This window comes from Caulobacter sp. GSs2, from assembly GCF_058680895.1.
The window spans coordinates 2,782,740-2,793,323 of sequence record NZ_CM178725.1 but is presented as its reverse complement, the minus strand read 5'-3'; the positions used below and the strand labels follow the sequence as shown (position 1 = coordinate 2,793,323).

The 10,584-nt window shown below is 67.3% G+C and carries 12 protein-coding genes; 6 read left to right on the top strand and 6 right to left on the bottom strand.

Annotated features, from left to right (window positions below; all coding sequences use genetic code 11):
• Nucleotides 1-124: 124 nt before the first annotated feature.
• The 4 genes from ACW17Z_RS13635 to ACW17Z_RS13620 all read left to right on the top strand — a co-directional run bounded on the left by ACW17Z_RS13635 (nucleotide 125) and on the right by ACW17Z_RS13620 (nucleotide 3,688).
• Complete coding sequence (locus tag ACW17Z_RS13635; RefSeq protein ID WP_492056391.1) at nucleotides 125-1,174, top strand: 1,9-bis(guanidino)-5-aza-nonane synthase; 1,050 nt, start codon at nucleotides 125-127, stop codon at nucleotides 1,172-1,174.
• Nucleotides 1,175-1,234: 60 nt separating this feature from the next.
• On the top strand, nucleotides 1,235-2,023 hold the full coding sequence (locus ACW17Z_RS13630) for an acid phosphatase (RefSeq protein WP_492056390.1): 789 nt from the start codon (nucleotides 1,235-1,237) through the stop codon (nucleotides 2,021-2,023).
• A gap of 37 nt (nucleotides 2,024-2,060) precedes the next feature.
• Nucleotides 2,061-2,546 (top strand): transcriptional repressor, encoded by a 486-nt coding sequence (locus tag ACW17Z_RS13625; protein ID WP_492056389.1) that lies wholly within the window; start codon nucleotides 2,061-2,063, stop codon nucleotides 2,544-2,546.
• Between the two features lie 194 nt (nucleotides 2,547-2,740).
• Nucleotides 2,741-3,688 carry a thioesterase family protein gene (locus tag ACW17Z_RS13620; protein WP_492056388.1) on the top strand — a complete coding sequence of 316 codons (948 nt, stop codon included), beginning with the start codon at nucleotides 2,741-2,743 and terminating at the stop codon, nucleotides 3,686-3,688.
• An 835-nt stretch (nucleotides 3,689-4,523) separates the two neighbouring features.
• Here ACW17Z_RS13620 and ACW17Z_RS13615 read toward each other — a convergent pair.
• Nucleotides 4,524-5,192, bottom strand: coding sequence for a COQ9 family protein (locus ACW17Z_RS13615; protein WP_492056387.1), 669 nt, complete (start codon nucleotides 5,190-5,192; stop codon nucleotides 4,524-4,526).
• 181 nt (nucleotides 5,193-5,373) lie between these two features.
• Here ACW17Z_RS13615 and rpsU point away from each other — a divergent pair, with 181 nt between their 5' ends.
• Nucleotides 5,374-5,613, top strand: a complete 240-nt coding sequence (gene rpsU / locus ACW17Z_RS13610) for a 30S ribosomal protein S21 (RefSeq protein WP_085953736.1) — start codon at nucleotides 5,374-5,376, stop codon at nucleotides 5,611-5,613.
• A gap of 71 nt (nucleotides 5,614-5,684) precedes the next feature.
• Here rpsU and ACW17Z_RS13605 read toward each other — a convergent pair whose 3' ends face one another.
• Both ACW17Z_RS13605 and ACW17Z_RS13600 read right to left on the bottom strand, forming a co-directional pair.
• Nucleotides 5,685-6,644, bottom strand: coding sequence for an alpha/beta hydrolase (locus ACW17Z_RS13605; RefSeq protein WP_492056386.1), 960 nt, complete (start codon nucleotides 6,642-6,644; stop codon nucleotides 5,685-5,687).
• Nucleotides 6,645-6,689: 45 nt separating this feature from the next.
• On the bottom strand, nucleotides 6,690-7,439 hold the full coding sequence (locus tag ACW17Z_RS13600) for a M23 family metallopeptidase (protein WP_492056385.1): 750 nt from the start codon (nucleotides 7,437-7,439) through the stop codon (nucleotides 6,690-6,692).
• Nucleotides 7,440-8,098: 659 nt separating this feature from the next.
• On the opposite strand from ACW17Z_RS13600, the gene ACW17Z_RS13595 reads away from it, so the two are divergent.
• A complete protein-coding gene (locus ACW17Z_RS13595; RefSeq protein ID WP_419318883.1) occupies nucleotides 8,099-8,446 on the top strand; it encodes a UrcA family protein in 348 nt (115 codons plus the stop codon).
• 86 nt (nucleotides 8,447-8,532) lie between these two features.
• Here ACW17Z_RS13595 and ACW17Z_RS13590 read toward each other — a convergent pair whose 3' ends face one another.
• Genes ACW17Z_RS13590 through ACW17Z_RS13580 form a run of 3 tightly spaced genes read right to left on the bottom strand, consistent with a single transcriptional unit; the run spans nucleotide 8,533 to nucleotide 10,570 of the window.
• On the bottom strand, nucleotides 8,533-9,951 hold the full coding sequence (locus ACW17Z_RS13590; RefSeq protein WP_492056384.1) for an NAD(P)(+) transhydrogenase (Re/Si-specific) subunit beta: 1,419 nt from the start codon (nucleotides 9,949-9,951) through the stop codon (nucleotides 8,533-8,535).
• Nucleotides 9,948-10,247: a hypothetical protein gene (locus ACW17Z_RS13585; RefSeq protein WP_492056383.1), complete on the bottom strand. Its 300-nt coding sequence runs from the start codon at nucleotides 10,245-10,247 to the stop codon at nucleotides 9,948-9,950. Before ACW17Z_RS13585 ends, ACW17Z_RS13590 begins: the two co-directional genes overlap by 4 nt.
• Nucleotides 10,244-10,570, bottom strand: a complete 327-nt coding sequence (locus ACW17Z_RS13580; RefSeq protein ID WP_419254104.1) for an NAD(P) transhydrogenase subunit alpha part 2 — start codon at nucleotides 10,568-10,570, stop codon at nucleotides 10,244-10,246. Before ACW17Z_RS13580 ends, ACW17Z_RS13585 begins: the two co-directional genes overlap by 4 nt.
• Nucleotides 10,571-10,584: the final 14 nt, after the last annotated feature.

The window sequence follows — 10,584 nt, the reverse complement described above, 5'->3', positions numbered from 1 at the left end:
GCGCGCCGCGCTCGACGTTCAAGGACGTCGAGCGCGGTTCGTATTTCCGCTCCCGCCGGTTGCTCCGTCCCGGCGAAGAGCTTGCCTTCAACGACGGGCGTCCAAAGTCAGGGAAACCGAAGCGATGAACGCTCCCGTTCCGAACTCCAAGGCCGAGCTGCTCCAGAACGTGGTCGAGCACATCGACATCGCGTCCTTCGACGCCCGCCCGATCATCGACGCCATGCGCAAGATGTCGTTCAGCAGCCGCGACACCGCCCGCGCCGCCGACATCTTCAACATGGCCCTGGAAGACAAGTCCTGCTCGCCGTGGCTGATCCTGGCCGGTTCCACCTCGGCCGGCGGCTGCATGCACGTCTATCGCGACATGGTGCAGAACGGCATGATCGACGCCGTGGTCGCCACCGGCGCCTCGATCGTCGACATGGATTTCTTCGAAGCCCTGGGCTTCAAGCACTATCAGGCCGCCGGCGCCGTCGACGACAACGTGCTGCGCGAGAACTATATCGACCGCATCTACGACACCTATATCGACGAAGAAGAGCTCCAGAACTGCGATCACACGATCCTGGAGATCTGCAACGCCCTGGAGCCGCGCGCCTATTCCAGCCGCGAGTTCATCTGGGAAATGGGCAAGTGGCTGTCCGAGGGCAACGCCAAGAAGCCCGGCTCGCTGATCCAGACCGCCTATGAGCAGGGCGTGCCGATCTTCTGCCCGGCCTTCGTCGACAGCTCGGCTGGCTTTGGTCTGGTCAAGCACCAGAAGGAGCGCATCGCCGCCAAGCAGCCCTATCTGATGATCGACGCGGTCGCCGACTTCCGCGAACTGACCGACATCAAGATCGCAGCCGGCACGACGGGCCTGTTCATGGTGGGCGGCGGCGTTCCCAAGAACTTCGCCCAGGACACCGTGGTCTGCGCCGAGATCCTCGGCGTCGAGGCCGACATGCACAAGTACGCCATCCAGATCACCGTGGCCGACGTGCGCGACGGCGCCTGCAGCTCCTCGACCCTGAAAGAGGCCGCCAGCTGGGGCAAGGTCAACACCACCCACGAGCAGATGGTGTTCGCCGAAGCCACCACCGTGGTGCCGCTGATCGCCTCGGACGCCTATCACCGCGAAGCCTGGAAGGGCCGCGAGCGTCCGCGCTGGAACAAGCTGTTCGGCAAGTAGGCTTGATGCCCACGGTTTGAAAATGCAGGGTCCTCGAAAGCGATTTCGGGGACCTTTTTCATGTCGGCTTCTTGGCGTTCTTCCTGGACCATCGGTCTCGCCGGCCTGCTCCTCGCCAGCTGCGCCACCGTCCCGGCGGGCGCGCCGGACGGTCGCTACCTGGCCAAGGGCATGTTCGACGCGCGCGACCACCTGCCGCCGCCGCCCGCCAAGGGCTCGCCCGGGGGCCTGCGCGACCGCGAGATCTTCCTGGCCACCCGCTCGCTGAAGGACACGCCGCGCTGGTCGCTGGCCAAGGCCGACAATGTCGAGGAGCGCATCCTCGAAGGCTATGCCTGCGCGCTCGGCGTCACCCCGACCTTGCAGACCACCCCGAAACTGGCCGCCACCCTGCTGCGGATGAGCCGGGACGTACGCTCGGCCGTGGCCGGACCCAAGCTGAAATACAAACGCCCCCGGCCCTACCTGTCGGCGGCGGGGCCGATCTGCGTGAAGAAGAGCCCGGGCCTGTCGCTGTCGCCGGACTATCCGTCCGGCCATTCGACCTGGGGCTGGAGCGTCGGTCTGGTTCTGGCCGAGGCCGCGCCCGACCGGGCCGAGGCGATCCTGGCCCGGGCAAGGGCCTTTGGCGAAAGCCGCATTGCCTGCGGGGTCCACAACGCCAGTTCGGTCGAGGCCGGCCGGACGAACGCCCAGAACCTGTTCGCGGCCCTGAAGACCTCCCCCGCCTTCCAGGCTGACCTCGCCGCCGTCCGCGCCGAGCTGGACGCCGCCCGCGCGGCGGGCCCCGCGCCCGACAAGACCCACTGCGACGCCGAGGCCGCCCTGATCGCCCAGCCCCTGCTCTGAGCTTGCGGGAGAGGCCGCGCGCCTCTACCTCTTGGCCATGGCCCATCACGCCGCTTGCGAGCACGATCACGACCACCACGGCGTCGCCGGTTCCGCCCTCGCGGCCGAGCTCGAGGCCGCCGAAGCGCGCTGCGTGGCGGCCGAGCAAAGGCTGACCGCGCCCCGTCGCCGGGTGCTGGAACTGCTGCTGCAGGCCGGCCAGCCGGTGAAGGCCTATGACCTGATCTCGACCTATGCCGTCGATGGCCCCCAGGCTAAGCCGCCGACCATCTATCGCGCGCTGGATTTCCTGGAAAAGCAGGGCTTCGCCCACCGCATCGAGAGCCTCAACGCCTATGTCGCCTGCCGCAAGGAGGCTGACGGCCACGCTGCCGCCTTCCTGATCTGCGACTGCTGCGGCGCCACCCGCGAAATCGAGCCCCGGGCCAGCGCCGAGATCATCGCCGCCGGCGCGGCGGCCGGCTATGTCCTGACCGGGGTGACGATCGAGGCGCACGGGCTGTGCGGGGCCTGTCGGGGCTGACTTCATCCGCCCCCGACGGGGGCGGACGACCGCGAAGCGGTCAGGTGGGGGCAAGTGGTGAGTTCGTCCGGACTCGCCCCCTCCGCGCTACGCGCTCCTCCCCCGTAGGGGGAAGATGACAATCCCCGTGATTGCCTACCCCAAGCAAACCCCGCTACGCTCAAACAACTGTTCAACCTGCCGAGACCTCGCCCATGACGACCGCTGAGACCCTGCCCGGCGTCGAGATCTGGCGCGGAGGCGTCAACACCTGGGACTGCGACGAGATGGGGCACATGAATGTGCGCCACTATATCGTCCGCGCCATGGAGGGCCTGGCCGGGCTGGCGGCCGAGCTGGGCCTGCCCCACGCCTTCACCCCCTACGCCAACGCCACCCTGCTGGTGAAGGAGCATCACGTCCGCTTCCTGCGCGAGGCCCATGCCGGCGCGACCCTGCACATGCTGGGCGGGGTGATCGAGATCACCGACACTGAAGCCCGGTTGCTGCAGTTGCTGGTCCATTCGGCCACCGGCGAACTGGCCGCCACCTTCCAGACCACGGTCGTCCACGCCACGCCGCGCGAGGGCGAGGTGTTTCCCTGGCCCAGGATCACCCGCGAGCGGGCCGCAGCCCTGATGGTAGAGGTCCCCGAGAAGGCCCGCGCCCGCAGCATCGACCTGTCGCCCTTCACCCCCACCGCCAGCCTCGAGCGCGCCCAGGCGCTGGGTCTGCAACGGATCGGTCTGGGCGCCCTGTCGCCGACCGAATGCGACGTCTTTGGCCGCATGCGCGCCGAGCAGTTCATCGGCCGGGTGTCGGACGGCATCGGCAGCTTCATCGGCCCGTTCCGCGATGTGATCGTCGACCACGCCGACCACAAGCCGACGCGGTTCGGCGGGGCGGTGCTGGAATACCGGCTGGCCTATCTGCGCTGGCCCCAGGCCGGCGACCGGGTCGAGCTGCGCTCGGGCCTGATGGGCGCCGACCCGCGCACCATGCGCATGGCCCACTGGATGATCGATCCCGCCACGGGCCTGGCCTGGGGCACGTCAGAGGCCGTGGCCATCACCTTCGACCTCGACGCCCGCAAGGCGGTGCCGATCAGCCCGGCGGCGCAGGCGGCGCTCAAGGCGTCTTCGGTGGCGGGGCTGGGGCTGTAGCGGCGGAGCGCTCGAACCCACTAACCTTGGTCCGCAGCCAATGCTCAAAGCAGACGTGCTGATCGTAGGTTGGGGGTGGGTCGAGAGCAGAGGCCCGCACCTTTCCCATAAAAAAACCCGTCATCCCGGGGCTTGCCCCCGGCTCGGTTTCGCCGCCTGGGATGACGAGCGTTGTTGGGCGAGAACGGGGATAGGCCGCGCTCAATCCCCGTTATCTTCGGAACAAACTCAAGCCAGATCAACGGCTTGTAAAAAACTTGATCGCGCCCATCAGACGCGCCGAAACCGCCCGCATAATCAATCTCACCTGACAGCACGGGAAGGGCGTCCGGCCGGCGACTGAGACGGCTGTCAGGGGTGATCGAGCGGGACCACCGTTCGGGCCAAGGCCCGGGCGGCCGGTTTAAAGAGAGGGCGGGTGACGTAAACCCGCCTATCGGGGGCAAGCCAAGGCCTCCGCCCGTCCGAAGGTTCGCTCCGGGTTCCTCCGGAATCGGCGTGGCTGCAGCCCAAGGCTGGGTCCGTCGCGAGGAGGGCAAAGCCCGGGTGGGGCAAAAGGCTGAACAGGCCTGCGCACCCCGGCCAGAGGGATAACGATCACGCGGAGCGTCTGTCTTCGTCGAAACGGTATTTACTACTCACTCATCCGGGCGAGGCCCGGACGCTCCGCGACCCTTCCCATTCCCATCGCAGCGAAAGCGCGAGGCCGCGAAACCGTGGCTGCTCTCCCTCTGGGGGAGCTGTCGCGAAGCGACTGAGGGGGCCACCACCGCAATCTCGGAGCTGCCCCCTTCGGCCCTCCGGGCCACCTCCCCCGGGAGGGGAGGATCAATCGCTAGCCCCGTCCGTAGCGCATCTTCGCCAGGGCCGTGACCAGCTCGCTGGCCAGGTCCATCGGCTTGATCCCGGCCTTCCACTTCTCGAAGGCCATGACGTTGTCGATGCGGGCGTCCAGATGCGTCAGGGCCGACGCGCGGCCCGAGGCCATGTCAACGGCCAGGGTCGAGACCAGGATGCCCGACAGAATCGCCCGCTTGGAATAATGGTTCTCGTCGGTGGCTGTATCGCCCGCCCAGCGCCAGAGACCGTCAGCGCTTTCCCAGGTCAGGCGCAGGGCCAGGGCCAGGTTGGTCGGGAAGGCCAGGAAGGCGGCCAGGGGGCGCATGACCCCGGCGTCGGCGCCCACGGCGTCGAGGCGGGCTACCACACCGGCGCGGATCTTTTCGCGGATCTTCAGCGTGCCGGGATCGAGAGCGGCCAGGGTCCGCAGCGCCGCCGCGTCATGGCGTCGCGACAGCAGGGCCGCCAGATCCCTTGCGCCTTCGGGCAGCAGCAGCTGGGTCTCGCCGGGCGACAGGCCCGCCGCCTGGGCGGCGCGCTCGGTCAGCCGGGCGTTCCAGCCGGCGGCCGGCGCCAGGCGCACGGCTTCGTCCAGCACCCGCTGTTCGGCCTCATCGGCCCAACTTCTTTCCGTCTGGTTTCCGTCTTGGGCTGCCTTGCTCATGAATCCGAGTCTACACCGTGGTTTAGGCCGCGTCGCGCATGGACAGGGCCCATTCACTCTGCTATCAGCCGCCCCTCGTTTCCCGGAAGCCCCTCTTCCGGATTTATCAGGTTTTGTTCGCCCGCCCGGCCCCTGAGAGGGACTCGGGACATTGGTCGGGCCGTCGAATGGAGAGAGACCCCTGGTCCAGATTTTCGTCCGCGACAACAACGTCGATCAGGCCCTCAAGGCCCTGAAGAAGAAGATGCAACGCGAAGGCTCGTTCCGCGAAATGAAGCGGCACGTGCACTATGAGAAGCCGTCGGAAAAGCGCGCCCGTCAAAAGGCCGAAGCGGTTCGCCGCGCCCGCAAGCTGGCCCGCAAGCGCGCCCAGCGCGAAGGCCTGATCCCGATGCCGAAGAAGCCGGTCGGCGCTCGGTAGGCTTTAGCCTCACCGTCTAAGACTCTCGAAAGCCGCGCGGCGATCCGCGCGGCTTTCGTCGTTTTGGGCTGCTACTGAGCGGCCTCGCGCGGGCCGGCCACGAAGGCCACGGCCTTGACGATGCGGTCGGCGAAGTCGCGGCCCAGCAGCCGGGTATGGCTGGCCGCCTCGACATGGTCGACCAGACCGTGGCGCGAGGCGTTCGCCGGCGCCGCCTGGATCGCCTTCCACGCCTCGCGGCCCTTCAGGGGCCCGGCGGTGACCACGGCCACCGGCCAGTCAGGATCATAGGGCGGCTGCAGGGCGGCCTGGTCCGAGGCCATGGCCCACAACGCGACCTCGTCGGCCGAGGTGCGGTTATGGCGGCCACTGGCGAAGGCCCAGCGCTTCTCGGCCCCGGCCGCCTTGGGCAGGCCGATCTTGTCGCCCATCCCCGTATGCGCCAGCGGCTTGTAGAGCCCCAGCGCAGCGCCCCGCGCCGCCCAGCGCGAGGCCGTCGCAAAGGCCTTGATGAAGCCGCTCATGCGGGGGTTCAGGGCCGCCTCGGGCGTCGCCGCGTCGACCAGGACCAGGCCCGCGATCTTGCCGGGGTTCTGGCCCGCATACTGGCGCAGCCGCAGCCCCGCCATCGAGTGGCCGACCAGAATGTAGGGCCCCGGCTCGCCCGAGGCGACGACCAGCTTTTCAAAGTCCGCGACGATGGCCAGGCCGTCGCGCGGCGCCGGTCCCGCCGGCGAATAGCCCATGCCGGCCCGGTCATAGGCGCAGGAGCGCCAGCCGGCCGTCGTCAGGGCCTCCTGGGTGGCGCCCCAGTCGGCGGCGAAGCCAAAGGCGCCGGCCTCCAGCCAGACCGCCGGGCGATCGCTGCGCGGGCCTTCGCAGACCAGGCGCAGGCTGCGACCCGGATCGATCTGGACCATCTCGCCGCGAGGACGAGGCGCGCTGGCGGCGCTCATCACGCCCCCCAGGGCGATAAAGGAAACGAGAAAAGCAGCGACACCGGCAAAACCGCGAACGAGGACCTTGAGCATGGTCCTTACCTTACCGGGCGATCGTGACGCGTCGAGGGCCCTGTCTCAGCTATCGGCGACGGAACTGCGGGTCTGGACCCGTCCGGCCTTGCTCTTGGTCGGCTTCACACTCTCTGGCCAGTTGGACACCTGGGCCATCCGCACCTTGCGGGGCACGCGGGCGGCGGCGCGCAAAGGCAGGTCGTCAGCCTCGGCGAAGGTCTGTCCCAGGAAGAAGGAGGGATTGAGAGGCTTGCCCTTGCGGCGCAATTCAAAATGCAGGTGCGCGCCTGTCGAGCGGCCACTGCTGCCGACATAGGCGATCGTCTGGCCGCGCCGGGCGTACATCCCGGGCTTAACACCCCGCGCTGTGGCGCCCAGATGGGCGTACATCGTCCTGAAGCCGTCCTTGTGGGCGATCTCCACGAAACGGCCGTACGAGCCGCTGGCGCCCACTCGGACGACCACCCCGTCGGTAGCGGCCCGGATCGCCGAACCGGTCGGTGCGGCGATGTCGACGCCCTCATGCAGCCGGCCGTTTTCTTCCCACGGCAACTGGCGAAGGCCGAACGGCGAATTGACCACGCGGCCCGGCAAAGGGGTGTCGAACACGAAGGCCGGCGGCGGAGGAGGCGGTGGCGCAATCTCGACAGGCGGCGCCTCTGCCACGGGCGCGGACGCCAGGTCGGGTTCGCCGGCGAAGGCCCGCAGGGCCGAGCCCGCGTTGAGCGCACATACCGTCGCGAGCGCGCCTGCCAGGGCGAGGAAGGCGGCGCGGGAATAGGCAGGTCGGGCAACGAGGGTCTGTGACGTCAAGAATCCGCTTCCTCAAAGACGGGCGGTCGACCTGGGGACCGTGCGAAGTCGCACTTGGTCTCACAACGACCTTTCGTGATCATGAATCGACGGGTTAGATGACGGTATTATTGGGCGAAAGCTGGGCTTAGCTTAACCATTCATCCACCTTTAGGCAGATGATCGGTGACGTTAGGGACGCGTACTCTACGGCGGCAAATCTTCACTGGGATTTCGACAACAATATTCACCCGGCCTCATCAAGAGTAACGCCGGTGCGGGTCAGGGAAAGACGAGGCGTCGCCCGCCGATCCCACTTGGCGATGCTTGGCATTCGCCGGCGCGGTCCGCCGCGACGATCCCGAGAACAGGATCCACGGGCCTGAGCGCCGTTCCGGCCAAGATAATCGGCGCCCTCCCCGACGCGGCTCGGTCCCGGAACGGTGCGACACCCTGTCGCGACACCGTGGCGCAGGTGAGGATCACGATCACCCCGCGCCAGAGCGGCAGCTATGCTTCCAAACATTACTGAAATTTTATTCCATTAAACGCATGTAATTCTCTAAATTAAACGTCATGACTGAGACGTAACGGGACTTAACGAACACTCGCAAGTAAACCTCTGGACATGGGGCGCAGCAAAGCGCCGGACACAAACCAAAACCGAGGGATTACTTCAAATGCGCAAGTTCATCATGAGCCTGACCACTGTCGCCAGCCTCAGCCTGGCAGCCATTCCCGTCCTGGGCCTGACCCAGGCCGCCAACGCCGGCGAACTGAAAGCCCGCATCGCGGTCAGCGACCTGAACCTGTCCAACCCCGCCCAGGCCGCCGTGTTCAAGGCCCGCGTCGACAACGCCGCCCGGACCCTGTGCCGCGCCAAGATCCGCAACAACACCGCCAGCCTGTCCTACGGCGCCTGCCGCCTCGAGGTCCGCCGCGAAGCCGACCGCCAGCTCTCGACCAGCCAGCGCAAAGCCCTGAAGTTCGCCGCCAGCGCCGCGCCCGTCGAGATGGCCGCCCGGTGAGTTCAGGCCAGGCGACACCCGGAAACGACAAAGGCCTCAGGATCACCTGAGGCCTTTGCTTTATCCGGGACGATCAGAGGGGAAGATCAGAGCCCCTTCACGATCCCCTCGACCATCTTCTTGGCGTCGCCGAACAGCATCATGGTGTTGTCGCGGAAAAACAGTTCGTTCTCGACGCCGGCATAGCCCGAGGCCATGCCGCGCTTGATGAACAGCACCGTGCGGGCCTTTTCGACGTCAAGGATCGGCATGCCGTAGATGGCGCTGGTCGGGTCGGTCTTGGCCGCCGGGTTGGTGACGTCATTGGCGCCGATCACGAAGGCCACATCGGCCGTCGAGAACTCGCTGTTGATGTCTTCCAGCTCGAAGACCTCATCATAGGGGACGTTGGCCTCGGCCAGCAGCACGTTCATGTGGCCGGGCATGCGGCCGGCGACCGGGTGGATGGCGTATTTCACCTCGACGCCCTCTTCCTTCAGCTTGTCGCACATCTCGCGAAGGATGTGCTGAGCCTGGGAGACGGCCATGCCGTAACCGGGGACGATGATCACCTTGCTGGCGTTCTTCATGATGAAGGCCGCATCGTCGGCCGAACCTTGCTTGACCGGACGGCTCTCGACCTTGCCGCCGGGACCCGCCACGGCGTCGGCGGCGCCGAAGCCGCCGAGGATCACCGAGACGAACGAGCGGTTCATCGCCTTGCACATGATGTAGGACAGGATCGCCCCCGACGAACCCACCAGGGCGCCGGTGATGATCAGGGTGGTGTTTTCCAGCGTGAAGCCCAAGGCCGCCGCCGCCCAGCCGGAATAGCTGTTGAGCATCGAGACCACGACGGGCATGTCGGCGCCGCCGATCGGGATGATCAGGGTGACGCCGATGATCAGGGCCAGGGCGAAGATGCCCCAGAACGCCCAGATGGCCGCGCCGCCCGACATCACCAGCACCACGACCAGGGCGACGATGCCCAGGCCCAGGGCGATGTTCAGCAGATGGCGGGCGGGCAGCATGATCGGCGCGCCGCCCATATTGCCGTTCAGCTTGGCGAAGGCGATGACCGACCCGGTGAAGGTGATCGCGCCGATGGCCAGGCCCAGGGACAGCTCGATCAGGCTGTTGAGGTGGATGTGGCCATCCTCGCCGACGATGCCGTAGGCGGCCGGCGTATAGATGGCGGCCACGGCGACCAGACAGGCGGCCATGCCGACCAGCGAGTGGAAGGCGGCGACCAGCTGCGGCATCGAGGTCATCGGCACCTTGCGGGCGATGACCGCGCCGACGCCACCGCCGACGGCGACGCCGCCGAGGATCAGGCCCAGCGTGATGACGTCCAGCGCGCCCTGGCTCCACAGGGTGGCCAGGGTGGTGCCGACCGCGATGGCCATGCCGATCATGCCGTTGCGGTTGCCCGCCTGGCTGGTGGTCGGGCTAGAGAGGCCGCGCAGGGCCAGGATGAACAGCACACCCGAGACGATATAGAGGATGGCGGCGAGATTGGCGTTCATTCGGAGGTCCCCCCGGACGGCGGCGGCGCCTTGTCGGCGCGCAGATTGGCGAGCAGCAGAGCCGCGCCCATGCCGACGGCAAAGGGCGAGAGCCAGCGAAGGATGTCAGCAGCGCCGCTGATTCCGGCCTGCAGGCCGATGGCGTTGGCGCTGAGCCCGATGGCGATCAGGACGAAGGCTGGCGCGAAGGCGGCGCCGTTGCCGGTCGCCATCTTGCGGGGCAGCATCATCGAGACGCAGGCGGCGATGATCAGGATGACGAGCGCAGCCAGGGTCAGAGTGGCGAAGCCGCTCACTTGGCCTTGTCCTTCTTCTTGTACATGGCCAGCATCCGCTGGGTGACCAGGAAGCCCCCGAAGATATTGACCGCCGCAAAGGCTGCGGCGATCGCGCCGGCCCCCTTGGAGATCCAGACCGAGCTGGTGGCGGCCTCGCCCGTACCGCCATGGGCGGCGGCGGCGAGCAAGGCTCCGACGATGATCACGGAGGAAATGGCGTTGGTCACCGCCATCAGCGGCGTGTGCAGGGCGGGTGTCACGCTCCACACGACATAATAGCCCACGAAAATGGCGAGCACGAAGATCGCCAGACGGAACACGGTGGGGTCGACGGCTTCCATGGGAGCCTCCCTTT

Coding starts and splice junctions, on each gene's coding strand:
- ACW17Z_RS13635 (WP_492056391.1), top strand. CDS start 125: ATGAACGCTCCCGTTCCGAACTCCAAGGCCGAGCTGCTCCAGAACGTG.
- ACW17Z_RS13630 (WP_492056390.1), top strand. CDS start 1,235: ATGTCGGCTTCTTGGCGTTCTTCCTGGACCATCGGTCTCGCCGGCCTG.
- ACW17Z_RS13625 (WP_492056389.1), top strand. CDS start 2,061: ATGGCCCATCACGCCGCTTGCGAGCACGATCACGACCACCACGGCGTC.
- ACW17Z_RS13620 (WP_492056388.1), top strand. CDS start 2,741: ATGACGACCGCTGAGACCCTGCCCGGCGTCGAGATCTGGCGCGGAGGC.
- ACW17Z_RS13615 (WP_492056387.1), bottom strand. CDS start 5,192: ATGAGCAAGGCAGCCCAAGACGGAAACCAGACGGAAAGAAGTTGGGCC.
- ACW17Z_RS13605 (WP_492056386.1), bottom strand. CDS start 6,644: ATGCTCAAGGTCCTCGTTCGCGGTTTTGCCGGTGTCGCTGCTTTTCTC.
- ACW17Z_RS13595 (WP_419318883.1), top strand. CDS start 8,099: ATGCGCAAGTTCATCATGAGCCTGACCACTGTCGCCAGCCTCAGCCTG.
- ACW17Z_RS13590 (WP_492056384.1), bottom strand. CDS start 9,951: ATGAACGCCAATCTCGCCGCCATCCTCTATATCGTCTCGGGTGTGCTG.
- ACW17Z_RS13580 (WP_419254104.1), bottom strand. CDS start 10,570: ATGGAAGCCGTCGACCCCACCGTGTTCCGTCTGGCGATCTTCGTGCTC.